Below are 20,887 nucleotides of genomic sequence, written 5' to 3' on the forward strand. Positions count from 1 at the left end.
TTTTTTGTATTTTAGTATCGAATTACAACGGTTCCGATGGTTAAGCCACCACCGAATCCGGTTAAAACAAGATTATCACCGCGTTTAACTTGCTTGGAATCCACCAACTCACTAAGAAGCAGTGGTTCACTAGCAGCGGCCGTATTGCCATATTTATTGATGTTCACCGGGAACTTTTCCATCGGTAAATCAAGTTTATTAGCAATACTTTTAATGATTCGTTCGTTAGCCTGATGAACAATAAAGTACTTCACATCATCTAACTCAATGTTGGTATCAGCAATGGCTGAACGAATGGATCGTGGAACCCTTTGGGTGGCAAAGCGATAGACTTCGTGACCATCCATCTTAAAGTATGGACGATGCTTATCATCCGCTAAATGCCCAGCTGTTAGAGACCCGCCAAGTTCCCCAACCGTTTCAAGATTACTAGCTAACACCTCAGAACGACTACCATCATTTGCAACTAAGATTCCGGCTGCTCCATCACCAAACAGCACCGCCGTTGACCGGTCGGACCAGTCAATGTATTTACTAAGTTGCTCGCCACCAATCAGAATTCCTTTGGAATTGGGTCGATTACTAAGTAACGAGTTTAAAACGTAAATACCGTACGCAAATCCGGAACAAGCCGCATTGATATCAAACGCAATCGCATTTTTAGCATGAAGTAGTCCCTGAACCGCTGCCGCAGCTGATGGCGTCTGGTAGTCAGATGACATGGTAGCCACGATGATAAAATCAATGTCATCTGCGGAAACGTTTGCCTTACTAACTAGTTGAGAGGCCACATCTGCACACATGGACGTATTGGTCTCAGCTTGAGAAATGTGACGTTCACTAATTCCAGTCCGGCGCTTAATCCACTCATCGGAAGTGTCCATCACTTTAGTCAAATCTTGATTCGTTACGATCCGCTCAGGGGTTGATCTTGCCGTCTCTAAGATTGAAAAACTTCCCATTTGCGACTCCTATACTCGCTTACTCTTCTCTTTCTTTTGCACTGACAATGAAGGTTAGTTGAGCCTCACATGCTTTTTTATCACCAACGTAGGCCACACATGAAACCGACCCAGCACTTCCTCTAACTTTGTCAATTTTGACTTCAAAGCGCAGAACATCTCCGGGTTCAACCATTTTTCGAAACTTGGCATTTCTAATACTGCCCATATAAACCGTCTTATTTTCAAATTGTGGCGACTTCAAAATTAAGATCGAAGCCACCTGGGCCATTGATTCAATAATTAAAACGCCGGGCATAACTGGATTACCAGGAAAATGTCCTTGGAAATAATTTTCGTTAATTGTGACATTCTTGGTAGCCGTGATTGACTTACCTGGATCCATCGCATCGACCCGATCAATAAATAAGATTGGATAACGGTTCGGGATGAGATCCATGATTTCTTTTGCGTTCATTAAACTCAAATTATTCACCTCTACTAAACTATTTTGATTCAAATATGGCACTTCGCATAATTACCATGTACTCATATTCAACAAAATTCCCATATTTAGCAATCAAAACCCAACCAGATCGTGATGATTGTGAGGTAAAAACTTGTCACACCAATGATCTAAAGCTGATGAACGTCTGGTTACACTTGTTTTAATGTGTAATCATGCTCAATTCACCACTCGCAAAAACAAAAAAATATCTCATAACCAATTTTGGTTATGAGATATTTAACGTTTTAATTTAATTTTTGTTAGGCAAGTAAGTGAACACCCTTGTCAACGTAGATAATGTCACCAGTAACTCCGGTGGATAAATCACTAACTAAGAAAGCAGCAACGTTTCCAATTTGGTCAGTTGTAACACTTTCACCGTCAACGGTGAATGATTGTGACATCTTCAAAAGATCACGATGACCCTTAATGCCAGTAACTGCTAAAGTCTTAACTGCTCCAGCAGAAATCGCATTAACACGAATTTGGTCTTTTCCAAGTTCAGCAGCTAGATAACGCATGGTGGATTCAAGGGAGGCCTTAGCAATCCCCATCATGTTGTAGTCAGGAATAGCACGAGTAGAGCCCATGTAGGTTAGTGTCAAGATACTACCTGGCTTGTTCATGATCTTGCTTGCGTAACGGGTTACTGAGATAAATGAGTAAGAACTAATGTCCTCAGCCAAGTTATAACCGTCTTTCTTGGTGTTAATCACACCGTTTTGGAGGGTTTCCTTGTCGGCAAACGCAATGGCATGGATGACACCATCAATGTTACCAAAACGATCATGGATCTCGTCAAAAGCCTTTTGCACGTTAGCATCTTCAGCAACGTCACATTCAACCAATGGGAATTCTTCATCACCAATCGTTTTTTCAATACTCTTTTTCAAACGATCATTTTGGTAAGTTAAAATAACTTGAGCACCTAGTGACTTGATGGCTTGAGCACAACCCCAGGCGATACTTTTTTTATTCGCCACACCCATCACAACAACTTTTTTTCCTTTTAATAAATCTGCCATTTTCAAAATCCTCCTAGAACCAAATATCAAATTTACACTATTATATCAAAAAATTAATTTCCTACTTAAAAATTTCGGTAACGGGCAAGTCGCTTTGAAACCAAATCATCTTTGGAAAGCGCATTTAGTTCCCTGATTTTTTTAACTAAATCGTTCCGAAACCGTTCAAAGCCGTCGACGGTATTAGCTTCAGGAATAATTCGATCAATAATTCCCTCCGATAGTAATTCATCAGGAGTTAATTTCATGACCGAAGCGGCTTCCTTCATTCGACTGGGATCTTTCCACAAGATGGTGGCGTAGCCTTCGGGGGAAAGCACCGAATAGATACTATCTTCAAAGGCCCAGACGCAATCACCCACGGCCAGGGCTAGCGCACCACCACTGCCACCTTCACCGACGATGACACTGATATAGGGAACGGTTAGTTGCATCCCCTGTAAAATCAGTTGAGCAATCGTATAACCAATTCCGTGATACTCAGCATCGACTCCGGGATAAGCCCCTGGAGTGTTAATCAACGTGACGATGGGGCGGTTAAACTTTTCGGCTTGTTTCATCAAGCGCAGGGCCTTGCGATAACCATCCGGTTCCGCAGAACCAAAGTGCCGTTCGATGTTGGAGTTCAGGTCGGCACCCTTTCTAATTCCCACAAACGTAGTGGGGATGTTATCCATCGTGCCAATTCCACCATAAACAGCCGGATCGTCACCATAGGCTCGATCTCCATGAAGCTCCATGAAATCATCAGTAATTCCATTGATAAGATCATCGACTCCGATTTTTTTGGCTGCTCTTGCAGCCAAGACCTTGTCCCAAGCAGTTTTTTTAGCCATTAAGATCACCTACCTCATGCCACTTTAGTAGCTTACTTAAAGTTGGCTTTAATTCTGAACGTTTAACTATGTCATCAAGAAAACCATTTTTAAGTAATGTTTCGGATCGTTGGAAATCCTTGGGCGGTCGTTGTTGAATCGTCTTTTCAATCACACGACGACCCGCAAAACCAATCAATGCGTGTGGTTCTGACAACAAAATGTCTCCCTGCATCGCAAAGCTGGCCGTCACGCCCCCAGTAGTTGGATCGCCTAAAACACTAATGTAAAGTAATCCGGCCTTACTGTGCTCAGCCACGGCTTCAGAGACCTTAGCCATCTGCATCAAAGAGTGAATGCCTTCTTGCATTCGGGCTCCTCCCGATGCGGTGAAGACGATCACTGGTAGGTTCTTTTTAGTAGCCGTTTCAAATAAACGGGCCAGAATTTCACCAGTTGCCGTTCCAAGACTGGCCATCACAAACCGCCAGTCCATGGCAGCAATTGCGACCTTGGTACCGTCAATGGTTCCAATCCCCGAAAGGACACTTTCATTAATACCGGTTACTTCCCGTGCTTTTTTCAATTTAGCCACGTATTTAGCGTCTTTAAATTTTTTCGACGCCTTCAACTCCGTGTTAATTGGGGTAAAATCGTCACACATCATTGCAATGCGTTCTTTGGCCCCAATTCTGAAGGCATAACCACAATTCGGACACTCTTTGTACTTACCCAACTTCTTTTTAAAAAATGTGGTCCCACAGTATGGACATTTTATCCAAATATCTTCAGGAATTTGATCCATTCTTCTGGATAGTTCATCAGAACTCAAATTCTCAAAATTATTTTTTGCCATGTTTCTTCATCCATTCTTTTAAGAACGTACTTTCAATATAATTATTGTTAAAGTCACCAGCTAAGAAATGCTTGTCCGCTAACAGTGCAATCAAGAAATCACGGTTGGTTTTAACTCCTTCAATGTGAAATTCATTAAGAACCCGTCGCATTTTGTGTACTGCTTGCTTCTTAGTCGGTAAATGAACAATGATCTTGGCAATCATCGAGTCATAGTACGGCGAAATGACGTCATTTTGTCCAATTCCCGAATCAACCCGGACACCCTTGGTTCCGTAAGTTTGATGCAGGCTGGTGATTTTACCGGGCGATGGGGCAAAATTATTGCTAGGGTCCTCAGCGTCAATTCGACACTCAAGAGCATATCCCTTAACTTCACAATCTGATTGAGTAAAGGGTAACTTTTCTCCTTCAGCAACCAAAATTTGAGCCTTGATGATTTCAACATCAGCTACTTCTTCGGTAATGGTGTACTCAACCTGCAGTCGCGTATTCATTTCCATAAAGTAGAAGTTATGATCTTGATCCATTAAGAATTCATATGTACCTGTATTTGTATATTGGATTCCCTTGGTAGCGTTTACTACAATCTGACCAAGTTCTTTTCGTTTGTCAGGGTTAATCTCAGAACAAGGACTCTCCTCAATTACCTTTTGATGATTACGTTGAAGTGAGCAGTCCCGTTCTGGGAAATAGACGATGTCGCCATGTTCATCAGCAATGACCTGCATCTCGATGTGTTTGGCATCATTTAGGTCTTTTTCCATGTACAACCGATCGTCTCCAAACGAAAGCTTAGCTTCCCGCTTGGTATCCTGAAAGGACTTTAAAAGTTCATCATCATCGGCAACCTTCCGAATTCCTTTGCCTCCGCCACCTGCAGCAGCTTTTAGCATAACCGGATAACCAATCTGATGAGCAACTTTTTTAGCTTGCTCGACGGAATCGATGAAGCCGTCACTACCAGGAATCGTTGGAACCCCGCTCTTCTTCATGGCTTCTTTCGCATGCCCCTTGTTACCCATGAGGTTAATGACCTTGGCACTTGGTCCAATGAACTTCACGCCACATTGATTACAAAGTTCGGCAAAATCAGCGTTTTCAGACAAAAAGCCATACCCCGGGTGCAAAGCATCACAACCGGTTAATACCGCTGCATCAACAATTGCCGCCATATTGAGATATGACTCGTCTGGAAATGGTCCACCGATACATACTGACTCATCGGCCAATTTTACGAATAAACTATCAGCATCAGCCGTTGAATAAACCGCCACCGCTTTAATATTCATATCATGAAGCGCACGGATAATCTGGACCGCAATTTCGCCCCGATTAGCCACCAGTACCTTTTTAAACATTAAATCACCTTTCACTCACTATGATTCAACCGCAAACATCAACGTTGCATTAGCGATTTCTTGCCCATCCCTAGTTACAACACCTTTGCCAATTCCAATATTATGTTTAACCTTCAGTAAATCCACCTTGAGATGTAAAACGTCCCCCGGCCTGAAGTCATCTTTAAATTCAGCTTGCTTAATCCCGCCAAAGAACGCGTTTTTTCCGTGATACTCTGGCATTGATAATAAGGCCACTACCCCAGTCTGAGCCATCGATTCAAGCACTAATGGTCGTGGCAACGTAGGATGATTGCCCTGATTAGCAAAATACCACTCGTTACCAGCCAGCATCTTAGTCGCCGTTGCTCCCTCACCAGGAGTAATGTCCTCAATCTTATCAATCATTTGAATTGGAGGACGTTGAGGAATGTAATCATTAACATTCAGTGTCATAATTAGTCCTCCTTAATCTCATAAACCGGTTCGTTGTACTCAACCATGGAGCCATTATCAACCAATCGTTTAACAATCGTTCCACTAACAGGACTCTTAACTTCGTTAACCATCTTCATGGCCTCAATAATGCAAACCGTCTCACCCTTTTCAACCCGATCACCATCTTTTTTAAAATCAGGTTTCTCGGGACTAGGAGCGAAATAAAGAATCCCTACCATGGGCGCCTTTAACTGATAATTATCATTGGTTGGCGCATTAAGCTGCAAGTTTTCTTTTTTGGCTTCATTTTCATCACCAACATCACTTTTTTCAACGTGTGTTACTGGCTTTGAATGACTATCAATCTTTGAGAAATAAACCTGTTGACCATTTTCATCAACTTTTAATTCCTGCAGATTTGATTTATCAAACTTTGTAATTAACTTTTCAATATCTTTTTCATTCATTATTGATTCCACTTCTTTATTGCAAGGACCGCGTTATGGCCACCAAATCCAAACGAGTTACTAATTGCCGTATTAACTGGTCGTTTAGCGTTGGCCTGATCAACCAGTCGAATATGACTCTCGGGATCCTGATGAGTAACCCCAACGTTCACGGGCATCTGGCTCCGTTTCATGGCACCAAGGATTGCTACCGCCTCAATGGCTCCGGCAGCTCCCAATGCATGACCGGTCATCCCTTTAGTTGAGCTAACCAAAACGTGATCATTATCGTTAAATAACTTACTAATGGCCTTAGACTCAGCAATATCGTTGGACTGAGTAGCGGTTCCGTGAGCGTTAATGTAGTCTAAATCAGCCGTCTTAATGTTAGCTTCATCAAGTGCTTGTTGCATTGCTCCAATGGCACCTTCTCCGTCTGGATCTGGAGCCGTTAGGTTATAAGCATCACTGGTTTGGCCGTAGCCCACGATTTCACCTAAGATATGTGCACCACGTGCTTTCGCGTGATCATAATCTTCAAGAACAAGGGTCCCAGCACCAGCACCCATTACAAAGCCATCACGATCTTGATCAAATGGCATCGAGGCGCGTTCGGGATCTTCACTTGAAGATAAGGCTGTTAAGGCAGCAAAGGCCGAAATGCCGACGGGAGTAATCGCTGCTTCGGATCCTCCCGCAATCATCATCTTGGCCTTTCCAGCTTTGATGTATTCGTATGCATCCCCAATGGCGTTGGTCCCAGTCGCACAAGCAGTTACCACTGCTTTACTGGTATTTTTTGCACCAAAGTAGATTGAAATATTTCCAGCCGCCATGTTAATGATGGTTTCTGGAATAAATAACGGGGAAAGTCGACGGGGACCCTTCTTATACATCTTGAGAACCTGTGTTTCGATGGTACTAATCCCACCGATTCCAGATCCATAAATGACACCCAGATCCTTTCCATCGTACTCACCACGTTTTAACCCAGCTTGATTCATTGCTTCCACGGCACTATAAAGTGCGTATTGTGCAAATGGATCTACTCGATGATAGTCTCGTTTAGCTAAGCGTTTGCCTGGATCAAAGTCCTTTACACCAGCTGCCACGTGAGCTTTAATCTCAGAAGTGTCAAAACTAGTGATTTTTTCAATTCCGACCTTTGAAGCCAACAAATTATCAATAAAAGTTTCAGCATCGTTTCCGATCGGGGTTACTGCACCCATACCCGTAACAACAACTCTATTACCCAATTGAATCCTCCCTTAAGTAAACGGAACTACATTGTGAGTCCGCCATCAACAGTGATTACTTGACCAGTAATGTATTGATTATTAATTAAAAACTCGATTGTTTCGGCTACTTCTTCAGCATTTCCAAAACGATGAAGTGGGATAGTATCTTCCCACTTTGAAATAATCTTGTCGCTTAACTTAGCCGTCATATCGGTCTTAATCATTCCGGGAGCAACCGCGTTACAACGGACGCCTCGAAGTGATCCCTCTTGAGCGGTGGTCTTAGTTAAACCGACAATTCCTGACTTACTGGCAGAATAATTGGCTTGGCCCATATTTCCATGAAGACCCGAAATACTTGAAGTGTTTACAATTACTCCAGCTCGTTTCTTTTGCATGGTCTTTAAAGCGTACTTCGTCATGTTGAAGGTTCCAACCAAGTTCGTATCTAACACGGCCTTGAAGTCTTCTTCACTCATCCGAGTCAGTAATTTATCCTTGGTAATGCCAGCGTTATTCACCAAAACGTCCAAGTGATCATGCTCGTCTAGAATTTGATTAACCATTGATTCGGCGTCTTCTTCTTTTGAGACATCACCAATCAGAATCTCAATCTCGGTATCAAACTGTGACTTTAAATCTTTTACCTCATCGTCACTCAGTTCTCTATGCGAGTTAATGATCACCAAATTATTGGGATTCTTAGCTAAACGTTTGGCAGTTGCCAGACCAATTCCCTTGGTAGCACCAGTAATTAAGACCGTGCTTTTATCATTTGTTGTTGTCATGAATTAGTCCTCCAAACCAAGTTTTTCTTGTAAGTCAGTTAATTTCTTTAAACTATCAACACTATACGCGTTAATATCTTTAAGCGTTTTTTTCACAAATTTAGTTAGGGTGTTTCCAGGCCCGATCTCAATGAGCGTATCAACCCCATAATTATTAACCATCAATTCCAAATCTTCTCTAAAATGGGTGGGGTTAACTAATTGACGTGTCAACGTATCGGCCAGATTATTCTCATTAAAGAGATCCACATCGGTGTTACTAATAACTGGGATGGTAGGAGTCTTAAATGCGACGTTATCCATGCGCTTGGCCAGCAAATCACTCGCTAATTGCATAAGTGGCGTGTGAGAAGACACCGCCACTTTTAATGGAACGACGCGCTTAGCACCCCGTTCCTTAAGGACCGCGCTGGCTTTTTCAACCCCGGCTTTGGTTCCACCAATCACAGTTTGTTCACTTGTATTAAAGTTGGCAGGATACGCTCCGTCAATTTTACTGGTAACATCGACCACTACGTCCGGGTCAATTTTTAGGACCGCTGCCATGGAGCCTGGATTTTGTTTCCCGGCTTCATCCATATAGTGGCTTCGATCCCGAACTAGTTTTAATCCTGATTGAAAATATAGTGCTTTAGCGGATACTAAAGCACTATATTCACCCAAACTAAGTCCCATCATCGCTTGAGCCTTTGGTAATTGATCCGCTAAAATGCGATAAATACCATAACTCATCGTTAAGATGGCAACCTGAGTGTTTTCAGGATCGTCAAAAACCTTGGGATCGGATAAATCGAGATTTAAAGTCCGTGACGCGGTATCGACCACGTTTCGATAAGTATCATTATTTTGATACAAGTCAGATCCCATGCCAGGAAACTGTTGTCCCTGTCCACTGAATAAATAACCGATTTTCAAAATTCAAAACACTCCTAAATCTTATTTACTTTTTGTCCTTGTCGTCAATCTGTTCGGCAACGTAATCAACCAAGTCAGAAACAGTTTCCATACCTTCGTCACTGTCAATTTCGATGTCGTAAGCATCTTCTAAGGCATCAACGATTTCAAAGATATCTAGTGAATCTAAGTCTAAGTTATCCTTGAAGTTGGCATCCATCTTGATGTCATCTGGGTTGATATCGGTTTGGTCCGTAACCACCGATTTAATCTTGTCAAAAATCTGATTCTTATCTGCTTTTTCAGCCATAAATAATCACTCCATTAATAAAATTTATTTGTTCTCAATAATTAATTATAACAGTTCCAGTAGTTAATCCGCCACCAAAACCGACAAGGGCAATCTTGTTCCCTCTTTGAATTTTACCGCTTGTAAGCAAATCTGCCAATAGCAGCGGTTCACTGGCCGCCGCTGTATTGCCGTACTCATCAATATCTATCGGGAATCGATTTTTTGGTAAGCCCAGCTTTCTGACAACACTCGCAATGATACGTGCATTGGCCTGATGCATGACAAAAACATCAATGTCATTGAGTGATAAATCCGCATCAGTCAGTGCTTCTTTAATTGAAAGTGGAACCTTTTTTAAAGCAAAATTAAAAACTTGGTGCCCATCCATCTTGAAAAATTGTTTTTCTTGGTTTGGATTTTTGCCAAAAGGAGTAACGTCAGCAAAATGGCCAGCAGTTAGCGCTGAACCTAAATTACCAAAAGTCTTAAGCGATTCCCCTAAAACTTGTGAAGATGAGCTGGGATCATTTTGAACTAACACCCCAGCTGCCCCATCACCAAAAAGCACGGCGGTTGATCGATCTGACCAGTCCAGAAGTTTACTTAAAACTTCTGCTCCAATCAAGATTCCACAACTACCGCTCTTTTTTGCTAACAGTGAATTAAGGATCGACGTTCCAAATGCAAAACCAGTACATGCTGCGTCGATGTCAAAAGCAACCGCGTTCGTGGCGCCGATAGCTCCCTGAACGCTGGCAGCCGTTGCTGGTGTCTGATAATCAGACGACATCGTGGCTACAATCACGTAATCCAAGTCTTTGGGATCAATTCGGGCCTTCTTTAAAAGCGCTTGGGCAACCTCAATGCTCATTGAAGTAGTTGATTCTTCCGTTGCAATGTGCCGGCGTGAGATTCCCGTGCGTCGCTTAATCCATTCATCAGAAGTATCCATAATCTGAGCTAGGTCATCATTAGTGACCACCCGATGTGGGACACTCTTGGAACTTGCCATAATCTTAAAAGCACTCATTACCTAACACCTACTAATCATCAATCAAGCCGATCTGCTAACGAAAACTCCAAGGTGGCCGAGCAGGCCTTATTACCGTCCACTTCACCATCAGCTGCTACAACGTATCTGCCGTTAGCAGCTTCTTTAAGATCAACGTGAACTTTCAAAGTATCGCCGGGTCGAACCATGTGACGAAACTTGACGTTCTTTGTTTTATCGAGTTTCGTTTCTTTCTTCTGGGGATCTTCATCAATTGATTTCAAAATTAGGATTGACGCCACCTGAGAAAGGGTCTCAACAATTAAGACTCCCGGCATTAATGGAAAGCCAGGAAAATGACCCTGAAAATAGTTTTCATTAGCGGTCACGTTTTTCACTGCATCAATTGACTCGCCTGGAGTTAGTTGGTCCACCCGGTCCACAAATAAGGTCGGATTTTTGTTTGGAAGAATTTCCATAATTTTATCAATGCTTAACTGTTCCATTTTTTCATCTCACAAAATTTAGTTTGACGTTACAGATGTGACGTTTGGTAACACCCTAACGCTTATTTAAGCTCAAAGCTTCATTACTTACTAACAAAACTTTATCCTTCGAATTATATCCAATTGCCCAACGATTTCCGTATCGATCTCCAGGAATTCCAGGAAATTTATCGGCTTCGTCGCTATCCATATCTTGTAAGTAATCGTATGATTCGGGAATTGGGGCTGAATATCGATCAATTCCAACACCATCAACATAATACATCCGCCAATGTTTGGTGTCATTCATGAAATGATGTTCCTGATCATAGGATCCAGGCATCACTTCAACACTATATTCAGGGTAATCTGGATTAACCAGAACAGTATGACCATTATTCATCATCGCAGAATAATAGGTCCCATAGTCCACCAAATCAGGATAACGATGACGTTCGATTTTTTGTCGTGGCGCCAGTTCAATATCTGTTCCATCAATCACTCTTCGTTTATTAGGATGTCGCTTTTCATCGATTTCAGTTTGAAATTTTTTCAAAAATCCATTGGCTGATCCATGCAACTTTGAAATGCCATCCGAAATCCGATTTTTTCTAACCAATATACTGTCCCTCCTTAAATTTTTTAACACTTGATTTTACCACATCGGAGACTAAATTCTAACGTTTGCACCCTCAAATATCGTATACTTACTTATAGTACAAGAGATTCAATAATCGATGGAGGTAGGCAAGAAAAATGGAATTAAAGCTTGAACGAATCTACACCAAACCCGCTGATAAAGACGGTTATCGTATTTTAGTGGATCGGTTATGGCCCCGTGGAATTTCCAAGGTCAATGCCGATCTGGATGTCTGGTTTAAATCAATTGCCCCAAGCACCGACCTTCGGAAGTGGTTCGGACATGATCCAGCTAAGTTTGATGAATTCAAACAAAAATACCTGGAAGAATTAAAAAACAATTCACAGATGCCAGGATTTGTATCATTAGTGGCCACTCATCTAAAATCTGGTAACGTAATTTTATTGTATGGAGCGAAGGATACCAAGCACAATCAAGCAATTATTATCTATCACTACTTGCTAGACCAACCAGAGGTTAAAGCAGAACTCAATCAGTAATGGAGGAATTTAACATGAAAACAGTAAAAATCGGTAAATCAGACGTCACCACAGTTCCATTAGGTTTAGGTACCAATGCCGTTGGTGGACATAACTTGTTCCCTAATCTAAGTGATCAAACTGGAATCGAAATTGTTAAAACAGCCCTAGATTCTGGAATCACCCTTTTGGACACCGCTTTTGCATACGGCATGGGTGAATCAGAAAAGCTTATTGGTGAAGCCATCAAAGATTATGATCGTTCCAAGATCCAGATCGCTACCAAGGGTTGTCAAAAAGTTCAAAGTGATGGCAGCGTTGTGATCGACGACTCACCAGAATACTTGAAGCAATGCGTTGAAGATAGCCTCAAACGACTTCAAACGGACTACCTTGACATCTTTTACATTCATTTTCCAGACGATCACACTCCATTAAACGAATCGGTTGCTGCTCTAAATGAAATGAAAAAAGCTGGTAAGATTCGTGCCATCGGAGTCTCAAACATGTCAATGGACCAATTGAAACAAGCTAACCTTGACGGCTTAGTTGACATTGATGAAGAGGAATACAACCTAATCGACCGTTCGGCAGAAAAAGAGAGATTCCCATACTTGAAGGAACATGATATTTCATTTGTACCATTCTTCCCACTGGCATCAGGTCTTTTGACCGGTAAGTACAGTAAGGAAACCAAGTTCCCTGAAGACGATATTAGACATGATAACCCTGACTTTAAGGGTAAAGAATTTGAAAAAATCGTTGATAAGGTTGATCAATTAAAGCCAATTGCTGACAAACACGATGCCACAATTGCCCAAATTGTCCTAGCTTGGTACATCAAGAATCCCGATATCACAGTTGTCATTCCTGGTGCTAAGAAACCAGAACAAGTTAAGAGTAATGCTAAAGCCTTGGATATCAATCTTACTCATGCTGAGTACGATCAAATTAATACCCTTTTTAAATAATAATTAGAATACTAAAAAGAGCTTACCGATGGTAAGCTCTTTTTTTACGTTAATTTACTTTTTAATTTCGCGATAGAAAATAATCTGAGCCGCTGAGTTCCAAAAGCTAATGATGATCATCGGGATATAGACTAGCACTGAAACCACAGCAACAACGATCCCATTCCCCTTAAAAGCTGAGGTGATGGCGGTCAGCAGAATGGTTAACACCATGTACATGCAGAAAAACAACAGTTGTAATCTAAAGAAGTTCCATTTGTATCCCTTAGTCGTTTTCCATGCATCCGTAAATGCCTGGGTAATGCCAACCTCATCGCCAGCTTCAATACTGTCTTGATACGAATACATCCATAGTCCCCAACCAACGGATAAAATTACTCCGGGAACGATGAACAGTAGCGTTGCAAATGCTTCAGCAAGTGCCATCAAAAGTCCCACAAGAATAATAACGGGCCAGTTATACTTCCGGTTAAAAGCCACAAAGGCATTCTTGAACTTGAAACTCCCCGTCTGCATACTTTTGGCATATCCCATTGCTAACGAGGCTGAAAATAAGATGCCCACTAACCCGACAATTAGCTCAAAGATTGAGAAAAGGGCCCTTTGCATTCCCTGCAGCTTCAATAGCATTGAAGGATCAGAAAATGCCCCAACAATTCCGGCCGGAATCCCCATTAAAAACATCATCCACCAGTGTTTCTTAACAACTTCCCACGATTTCGTCATTGCGTTTGCAATCATATGTAATTCCTCCATTTTCCGTTACTAGAATTATCACACGCCCCGTTCGTTTTGACAATGTAAAAAGCACAACCAAGTGGCTGGTTGTGCTTCATTTTGTTATTTAATTTCCTCATAAAATTTTGCGTAACCCATGAAAATCCATACATTAAAGAAAAGAAAAACTGCAAACGCCATCAGACCAATTAAAATCAGAAAGATGGTTCCTAAAATCCTTAACGATAGAGCAACAGCAAAGATCGCCCATAAGATAATTCCGATAATTCCTAACAACAGGAAAATTGCCAGGGCAACTAATAATAAGGTAAATTTGAATCCAAAGAGGCTCCATCGGTGTCCCTTCATCATTTCTAAAGAGGCTCTAATACCATAAAAGAAGGAAACGTGCTTATTTTGTCCCTTGGCTTCAAAGTAAGCCAGATACATAAACTGCAGTCCTAATCCAACGTAAGCATACAAAAAGAACCAGGCAACTATTAAACCAATCCCGACGATCGCAATCAACAGTTTCAGCCACACGTTTAGGGAAAAGCTTCCTAACAGGGTCGCAATCCCCAAAATTCCACCTATCGTGACACCAGCGTATAAAATCATAATCACAATTATAAGAAGTGAATAACCAATCGAAATCAGCCACGTGTTACCCCTAGTAAAAACTGCAAACGCATTTTTAAAGGGAAAATGATCGTCTTTTTCACCCAAAAGATATCCCATAATAATGGATATCCCCAAAATGTTGGTGATAAGTGTGATCACGATCCGCATGATCATTGAAACCCCTGATGTAAAAATATCGTCCAAGTTCATGATCTGGGTTTCCTTCATAAAATAGATCTCGATCCCAGTTAAAGCGAAATAAATAATCACATACGGAACCGTCATCAAGAGGAGTCGCCAGAAATATTTTTTGGTGGTACTAAGTGCTTTACTAATTGCTTCAATTGCCATAGATATGATACTCTCCCTTAAAATTAATTAGGTCCAGGATAACGAACTTTTGCGTAAAATGAAAATCCACAAAAAAAGAGAAGCCCATCAGCTTCTCTTTTAAAATTATCTTATTAACTATTTAATTTCTTCGTAGAACTTGATATTAGCCATTGCGAACCATACCGTGTAAAAAATTGAAATAGCAACGGCAAGAACAGCCAAAACTGCTTCTAGTACAATCGCAAAGACGGTCCAAGTTAGCATTGAGGCAAAGATCCACCATAACAAGGCCCCAACTACCGCAATGATAGCAAAGGTAACGACGGCAATGATTAAGGTCAAAAGTTTCAAACCAATCAAATCCCAACGCTTACCATTCATGAGGTTCCAAGATTTCGAGAATCCAGCCATCAAATGCAATTCTTGACCCTTCCGTTTAGCGTCAAAGTAAGTTAGGTAGATAAAGGCTAGGCCGGTAGCAACGAAAATCCAAGCGATTCCGACTAAAGCCAAAATCACAATGCCCACAATAATCAGAGCAATGATCTGAGCGGTTGTGGTATTAAAACCAAAGGCCTGGGGTACAAATGACGCACTAATTACCCCAACAGCGGCAACAAACAGTGCTCCAAAAATGAAGCTAATCAGATCCATGAAGGCAGCGTATAAGGCTGCTACCAACCAAGTATTCCCTTGTTTAAAGGCCACAAAGGCATCTTCAAACTTAAAGGTCTCGGTCTCATCACCAGTAAGATAACCCATGGCGGCCGACTCGAACAGAACCACTCCGATAATTCCAACCAAGACGGATATTAACCAGACACTAAAACTAGCACCAAAACTATAACTTAAACTCAAAGCTTCAGAATTCTGCAGGCTGCTAACAACTCCGCCAAGAATCGCAGAGATTAGGATAGCGGGAACAACCATTGCCAGCAAGATCCAAAAATGCTTTTTAGTGATATTTAAGGCACTTTTAATTGCTTTAATAATCATAATATTTCTCCCTTTGTTAATTTGTTTTACCCTTTTATTATAACTAAATCTTAATAAAAACGCTATCAGTCGCCATTGCAGGCAATAAAAAAGAGAAGCCTATGCTTCTCTTTTGATTAATATTAATCGTCCCATTGATCAACAGTGTCAACTGGAGCATCAGGATTTCCGTTCCAACGGAAGTCACCGTACCAAATTGAACGCTTGTCAACGTTTAGACTGTTAATTAAACGAATGTCGTCATCATCAAGTTCAAAGTCAAAGATGTCAGCATTAGCTTGGATATACTTTTCGTGAGCTGACTTTGGAATTGAAATAATACCACGTTGCATGTCCCAACGAAGGATGATTTGTGCGGTTGATTTACCGTACTTTTCAGCCAACTTCTTAACAAGTGGATTGCCTAAGGCTTCTCCACCACCAAGTGGTGACCATGCTTCGAGTTTGATGTCATTTAAATCACAGTATTCTTTAATGTCAGCTTCTTGTTCCAATGGATGGAATTCCATTTGGTTAACGGCTGGCTTTACGGAAGAATGCTTCATTAAGTCTCTAAGACGACGAATGTTGAAGTTTGAAACTCCAATTGCGCGAGCTTTACCTTCATGATAAATCTTTTCAAGGGCGCGCCATGTTTCCTTGTACTTGCCATTTACTGGCCAGTGAATCAATAGTAAATCAACGTATGGAGTTTGAAGACGCTTCAATTGGCCTTCAAAAGCTTCAAGTGTTGAGTCATATCCTTGATCACCGTTAAATACTTTAGTTGTTAGAAAAACGTCTTCACGTTTTAATCCATTGTCAGCTAAGCCCTTTTTCAGACCTTCACCAACACCGGCTTCATTACCATATTGTTTAGCGGTATCGATTGCTCGATAACCATCGTTTAGTGCCCATTCAACGGATTGAGCGGCAGTTTTGTTGTTACTCTTCCAAACACCCATTCCTAATTGGGGCATTTCAACGCCATTATTTAAACGTACTTTTGATTCTAAGTCTCTACTCATACTTAACACCTCCATGAATACATTGTAGGATATCACGCTATTTATTTCATGGATTCTGCTTATTTATTTTGGGTTAAAGTAACCGTAAAATCTAGAATTCCCTTGTTCACGACGTTTAAAATGTACTGAAATAACATCAAAATCCACGCAAACGCCAACGTAAACGAGGTAATCTCAAAAGCTGTAAGTGAAAAGTAGTGCACGACCTGGAAGAGAATACTGGCTAGTACCAGGAGAAAACCAATCAGATAAGAGGTCTTTAAAAAGTTCTTGGAAATCCCCGGCCACAGCCACCGAATTCCCGCAATTAAAATAATGATAATCCAGACTAACGACCACCCAAACTGCGTATGCCAGAAGTGCATCCACGGAACCTGAATGTCATTTGGAATGATCCCGATCGCAGCAACGTTAAAAGCCATTAGGGTCATCAGGGTCCTTAAAACCCAAGTCTGAACCGTGGGCTTTTGCACCGACTTCAATGAAACAAACAAGAAATCAATCACGGCCCACATCAACAAAGCCGAGAAAATAATGGTCAAATTAAACTGCCAGCTATCAGTGGCCCGACTGGTTCCAAGAAAGCTCAGGTTATGCTTCCACCAGTAACGATGACTGTTAGACGACATGGAGATGAGGACTCCAGACACGATAATCAGGTTCAAGAGATCAACTAGTAACGTGGGCGTCAAAGCCACGGCTACCCCGATCATGACGTAGTTCACGATTCCCTCTAAAACCGCAATGATGATAGTCGCTGTATAAACATCAAACGTTGCTCCCTTAAAGGCAATTCCCAGAATCCAAAAGATTCCCAGCAATCCAACCAACAAGCTAGCCGTAAATGACAGGACAATCGTTGGGAAATTTCGCCAATAAATGTTGCGATAAATGGTATTTTGCGGATTTTTCCGACTCTTCACCAGAAAAAGCGTGAATAAGAGTGCACCAAAAATCAGACCAAAAATAATGGTTCCACTTGCAATCGAAAACTGACCACTCAAGGGAATAATTCGAAAATTCCGATACTTAAAAAATATTAGAACCATGATGGCAGTTAAAATGGCCGGAACGAGTGACCACCAGATGGACACGTTCCAAGAGTCCGTACTCCCATCATTGATTTTTTCAACTATCATCCCTTGCCGCCGTAACGCTAGCTTCAATTTAGCACCGGGCTTAATGTGCAAGCGTTCTACCACTTGATTTGGAATGGCAATTTTATACTTGGGTTTTTCTTTCATTATGCTTCCTCGTTCGTTATGAATTTAAAAATAATCTCATTTCTCCATTATAACGAACATCGAAGTAATTATTAAAAAAAGAAGCAGAATTTGAACAATTCTGCTTCTTAATTAATTATAAGTTTAAATTATTTGTCGTCACCAGTGAAATCAAAGACAACTCGACCAACAATCTTACCGGCCTTCATGTCATCAATGACGTTATTGATGTTTTCCAATTTGTCGGTTCTAACGATTGGTTTAACCTTTCCTTCAGCACCGAACTGGAAGGTTTCTCTTAGGTCTTGTCTAGTTCCCACAAGTGAACCAGCAACCTTGATGCCGTCAAGAACCGTCTTATCAATGTTAAGTGCCATGTCACCCTTAGGAAGAGCAACGGCAACCAATGTTCCATTAGGTCTCAAGGCGTTAACTGATTGAGTGAAAGCGTCTGGATTAACGGCCGTAACGATAGAATCGTAAACACCGCCAACCTTGTCCTGGATTTGTTCAGCTACGTTACCATCGTGACGGTTAATCAAAACATCGGCACCGTTCTTTTTAGCGGCTTCCAACTTCTTGGGGTCACCGTCAACGACAACCACTGGGGCACCAAAAACGTTGTGAGCTAATTGAACTCCAAGGTTACCTAAACCACCGGCACCTACGACTTCAACCCACTTACCTGGTTTCGTGTCACCAATCTTCAAGGCTTTGTAAGTCGTAACACCAGCACAGGTTAATGAAGTTGCTTCTACGGGATCCAAACCTTCTGGAACCTTAACAGCGTACTTAGCGTCTACGATACATTCTTCAGCCATCGCACCATTAACAGTGAACCCGGAGTTTTTAACGTTCCGACATAAAGTTTCATTCCCAGTAACACAGTACTCACAAGTTCCGTCGGCTGAGTAGAACCAGGCAATCGAAACCCGATCACCAATCTTTAAGTCGGTTACATCGTCGGCAACTTGAATTACTCGGCCAACGCCTTCATGTCCAATGATTCGGCCAGGAACCTCACCGAAATCACCTGAAGCCACGTGCAAGTCAGTGTGACAAAGACCACAATATTCAACTTTAACTAGGGCTTCACCCTCATGAATTGGACGTAACTTGACGTCTTTAACGTCTACATATCCATCTGAATTATCTCTAACAACTGCTGCTTTAACCATAATCACTTCTCCTATTTTTGTAACTATATTCATCTATCTATCAACAATTCCTATCATATAGTTAAATTTTTCACGTGTCAATAACGAATTGTAAGCGATAACAGATCGTAATATATCCTTAAAAATTGGGAAATAAAAACGGTAATTTATTTCCATGACCATGGATCATGGTGCCACTTGTTCAACCGTTCATACTCATCATTTTGAATTTGTTCATCGTTAAGCATTTGCTTAATTAATTCTGGATAAGTTAGTAGTGGCACAAATTTTAAATTAGCCTTTTTAAAATTATCAGTAGCGTCCGCAAACCCATAGGAGAAAATTGAAACCACCCCGTCAACTTGATAGCCGTCAGCTTGAACTGCTTTGGAAGCTTTAATCACGCTTCCACCGGTTGAAATCAGGTCATCAATTAAAACAATGTGGTCAGACGGAGTTACCCTTCCCTCGATTTGTTTACTGGTTCCGTGATCTTTGGGCTTGGATCTGACGTAGATCATCGGTAACTGCATTTCTTCCGCTACCCACGCAGCATGAGGAATGCCAGCGGTAGCAACACCGCCAATGACAGTGGTGTTAGGAAAGTTAGTTTCAATCAACTGACCAAGGGCCTGATAAATTTTACGTCTTAACTCCGGATACGAAATGGTCAAACGAAGGTCCGTATAGATTGGCGACTTAATCCCACTCGCAAACGTAAACGGCTGACTGGAGTTGAGTTGGACAATTCGATCACTCACGAGGTCCTTTAAAATGCTAGTTGTATTCATCATTAATCCACCCTTTTCTTAAGATTCCATTCATCATCATACTTTTGATAGGCTCGATAGGGATGCTCATTCTGAGTAATTGGCCTTCCGACGACAATGGCGGAAGCACCGTGTTCTCGAGCCTGCTCTGGAGTTGCCACCCGCTTCTGATCCTCACTGGCGTCATCCTTGCTCCGGATGCCAGGAACCACGTAGTCAAAATCATCGCCGACCTGTTCCACAAGATCACTCAATTCTTTGGCGGACGTAATTACGCCATCACAACCGGATGCTTTGGCTAAGTTAGCAAGGGAAACGACCTGTTCATTCATAGTTAACGAACAGTTTTGCTCGTTAGTAAGCGCCATCTGGGAAATGGAGGTTAATTCGGTTACTCCCAGTAGTTCGGGCACCTTCTTATTTGCCTCCGCACTCCCATCAACTAGCCCCCGTTTGGCGGCACGCATCATCTCACTACCACCAAGGGTATGGACCGTCACGTAATCGACTCCCAGTTTGGCCAGTTGAAACATTCCAGCATAAACCGTATTGGGAATGTCCATTAACTTTAGATCCAGGAAAATCGAGCATCCCTTATTTTGAATTTCCCGCACTGCTTCTGGTCCGTAATGGTAAAAGAGTTCCATCCCAATCTTAACAGTCAACTGTTCTGGATACGGAAATTGATCAAGAAAAGTATTCACATCCATTTGGGTTGGAAAATCCAACGCGATCATCATTGTTTTTTTCATTTTTTACCTCACAAAAATGGACCATTCCGAGACAAATGTCAGAGAATGGTCCTTTAGAATTAAATTTATATGAATTGATAAACATAATTTTGGCTTCTCTGAACCAATTTAATTAATGATTACTCCTAATATAGGGAAGATTGGTCGGCTCGTCAAGTTCAAATT

General features: G+C 41.6%; 25 protein-coding genes. 2 read left to right on the forward strand and 23 right to left on the reverse strand.

Annotated elements, in window-relative coordinates:
• Positions 1–11: 11 nt before the first annotated feature.
• The 15 genes from AC6UD2_RS01060 to AC6UD2_RS01130 all read right to left on the reverse strand — a co-directional run bounded on the left by AC6UD2_RS01060 (position 12) and on the right by AC6UD2_RS01130 (position 11,675).
• A complete protein-coding gene (locus AC6UD2_RS01060) occupies positions 12–962 on the reverse strand; it encodes a beta-ketoacyl-ACP synthase III (protein WP_500697732.1) in 951 nt (316 codons plus the stop codon).
• 19 nt (positions 963–981) lie between these two features.
• Positions 982–1,428, reverse strand: coding sequence for a 3-hydroxyacyl-ACP dehydratase FabZ (gene fabZ, locus AC6UD2_RS01065; protein ID WP_010022529.1), 447 nt, complete (start codon positions 1,426–1,428; stop codon positions 982–984).
• A 281-nt stretch (positions 1,429–1,709) separates the two neighbouring features.
• Positions 1,710–2,474: an enoyl-ACP reductase FabI gene (fabI, locus tag AC6UD2_RS01070; protein WP_010022527.1), complete on the reverse strand. Its 765-nt coding sequence runs from the start codon at positions 2,472–2,474 to the stop codon at positions 1,710–1,712.
• 65 nt (positions 2,475–2,539) lie between these two features.
• Positions 2,540–3,310 (reverse strand): carboxyltransferase subunit alpha, encoded by a 771-nt coding sequence (accA, locus tag AC6UD2_RS01075; protein WP_500697733.1) that lies wholly within the window; start codon positions 3,308–3,310, stop codon positions 2,540–2,542.
• Positions 3,303–4,145, reverse strand: a complete 843-nt coding sequence (locus AC6UD2_RS01080) for an acetyl-CoA carboxylase carboxyltransferase subunit beta (RefSeq protein WP_500697734.1) — start codon at positions 4,143–4,145, stop codon at positions 3,303–3,305. Before AC6UD2_RS01080 ends, accA begins: the two co-directional genes overlap by 8 nt.
• Positions 4,132–5,505, reverse strand: a complete 1,374-nt coding sequence (gene accC / locus AC6UD2_RS01085) for an acetyl-CoA carboxylase biotin carboxylase subunit (protein ID WP_500697735.1) — start codon at positions 5,503–5,505, stop codon at positions 4,132–4,134. Before accC ends, AC6UD2_RS01080 begins: the two co-directional genes overlap by 14 nt.
• A gap of 18 nt (positions 5,506–5,523) precedes the next feature.
• A complete protein-coding gene (locus tag AC6UD2_RS01090) occupies positions 5,524–5,940 on the reverse strand; it encodes a 3-hydroxyacyl-ACP dehydratase FabZ family protein (protein ID WP_039143088.1) in 417 nt (138 codons plus the stop codon).
• 2 nt (positions 5,941–5,942) lie between these two features.
• Positions 5,943–6,389, reverse strand: a complete 447-nt coding sequence (locus AC6UD2_RS01095; RefSeq protein ID WP_500697736.1) for an acetyl-CoA carboxylase biotin carboxyl carrier protein — start codon at positions 6,387–6,389, stop codon at positions 5,943–5,945.
• Positions 6,389–7,624, reverse strand: coding sequence for a beta-ketoacyl-ACP synthase II (gene fabF / locus AC6UD2_RS01100; RefSeq protein WP_500697737.1), 1,236 nt, complete (start codon positions 7,622–7,624; stop codon positions 6,389–6,391). Before fabF ends, AC6UD2_RS01095 begins: the two co-directional genes overlap by 1 nt.
• Before the next feature lie 26 nt (positions 7,625–7,650).
• A complete protein-coding gene (fabG, locus tag AC6UD2_RS01105; RefSeq protein WP_500697738.1) occupies positions 7,651–8,394 on the reverse strand; it encodes a 3-oxoacyl-ACP reductase FabG in 744 nt (247 codons plus the stop codon).
• 3 nt (positions 8,395–8,397) lie between these two features.
• The gene (locus AC6UD2_RS01110; RefSeq protein ID WP_500697739.1) at positions 8,398–9,309 is read right to left on the reverse strand and encodes an ACP S-malonyltransferase; all 912 of its coding nucleotides are present in this window, start codon (positions 9,307–9,309) and stop codon (positions 8,398–8,400) included.
• Positions 9,310–9,334: 25 nt separating this feature from the next.
• Positions 9,335–9,598: an acyl carrier protein gene (locus AC6UD2_RS01115; RefSeq protein WP_500697740.1), complete on the reverse strand. Its 264-nt coding sequence runs from the start codon at positions 9,596–9,598 to the stop codon at positions 9,335–9,337.
• 34 nt (positions 9,599–9,632) lie between these two features.
• Entirely contained in the window at positions 9,633–10,610 is a 978-nt protein-coding gene (locus tag AC6UD2_RS01120; RefSeq protein WP_500697741.1) for a beta-ketoacyl-ACP synthase III, read from the reverse strand.
• Between the two features lie 20 nt (positions 10,611–10,630).
• The gene (gene fabZ, locus AC6UD2_RS01125) at positions 10,631–11,077 is read right to left on the reverse strand and encodes a 3-hydroxyacyl-ACP dehydratase FabZ (protein ID WP_039143105.1); all 447 of its coding nucleotides are present in this window, start codon (positions 11,075–11,077) and stop codon (positions 10,631–10,633) included.
• Positions 11,078–11,132: 55 nt separating this feature from the next.
• Positions 11,133–11,675, reverse strand: coding sequence for a hypothetical protein (locus AC6UD2_RS01130; RefSeq protein WP_010022510.1), 543 nt, complete (start codon positions 11,673–11,675; stop codon positions 11,133–11,135).
• A gap of 137 nt (positions 11,676–11,812) precedes the next feature.
• On the opposite strand from AC6UD2_RS01130, the gene AC6UD2_RS01135 reads away from it, so the two are divergent.
• A complete protein-coding gene (locus AC6UD2_RS01135; protein ID WP_500697742.1) occupies positions 11,813–12,196 on the forward strand; it encodes a DUF488 domain-containing protein in 384 nt (127 codons plus the stop codon).
• A 14-nt stretch (positions 12,197–12,210) separates the two neighbouring features.
• Positions 12,211–13,146, forward strand: coding sequence for an aldo/keto reductase (locus AC6UD2_RS01140; RefSeq protein WP_039143114.1), 936 nt, complete (start codon positions 12,211–12,213; stop codon positions 13,144–13,146).
• A gap of 54 nt (positions 13,147–13,200) precedes the next feature.
• Here the strand turns inward: AC6UD2_RS01140 and AC6UD2_RS01145 are convergent, their stop codons facing one another.
• From AC6UD2_RS01145 to pyrF, 8 genes are all read right to left on the reverse strand, one after another.
• Positions 13,201–13,887, reverse strand: a complete 687-nt coding sequence (locus AC6UD2_RS01145) for a hypothetical protein (RefSeq protein ID WP_500697743.1) — start codon at positions 13,885–13,887, stop codon at positions 13,201–13,203.
• Positions 13,888–13,986: 99 nt separating this feature from the next.
• Positions 13,987–14,835 carry a hypothetical protein gene (locus AC6UD2_RS01150; RefSeq protein WP_500697744.1) on the reverse strand — a complete coding sequence of 283 codons (849 nt, stop codon included), beginning with the start codon at positions 14,833–14,835 and terminating at the stop codon, positions 13,987–13,989.
• A gap of 117 nt (positions 14,836–14,952) precedes the next feature.
• Positions 14,953–15,813, reverse strand: a complete 861-nt coding sequence (locus tag AC6UD2_RS01155; RefSeq protein WP_259739926.1) for a hypothetical protein — start codon at positions 15,811–15,813, stop codon at positions 14,953–14,955.
• 122 nt (positions 15,814–15,935) lie between these two features.
• Positions 15,936–16,820, reverse strand: a complete 885-nt coding sequence (locus tag AC6UD2_RS01160) for an aldo/keto reductase (protein ID WP_010022503.1) — start codon at positions 16,818–16,820, stop codon at positions 15,936–15,938.
• A gap of 59 nt (positions 16,821–16,879) precedes the next feature.
• Entirely contained in the window at positions 16,880–18,064 is a 1,185-nt protein-coding gene (locus AC6UD2_RS01165; protein ID WP_500697745.1) for an AbrB/MazE/SpoVT family DNA-binding domain-containing protein, read from the reverse strand.
• 128 nt (positions 18,065–18,192) lie between these two features.
• Positions 18,193–19,221, reverse strand: coding sequence for an alcohol dehydrogenase AdhP (adhP, locus tag AC6UD2_RS01170; protein ID WP_039143129.1), 1,029 nt, complete (start codon positions 19,219–19,221; stop codon positions 18,193–18,195).
• Between the two features lie 146 nt (positions 19,222–19,367).
• On the reverse strand, positions 19,368–19,991 hold the full coding sequence (pyrE, locus tag AC6UD2_RS01175; RefSeq protein WP_500697926.1) for an orotate phosphoribosyltransferase: 624 nt from the start codon (positions 19,989–19,991) through the stop codon (positions 19,368–19,370).
• 2 nt (positions 19,992–19,993) lie between these two features.
• Positions 19,994–20,722, reverse strand: a complete 729-nt coding sequence (pyrF, locus tag AC6UD2_RS01180) for an orotidine-5'-phosphate decarboxylase (RefSeq protein ID WP_500697746.1) — start codon at positions 20,720–20,722, stop codon at positions 19,994–19,996.
• Between the last annotated feature and the right edge of the window lie 165 nt (positions 20,723–20,887).

The sequence above is a fragment of the Fructilactobacillus sp. X2R5C2 genome (assembly GCF_059901375.1).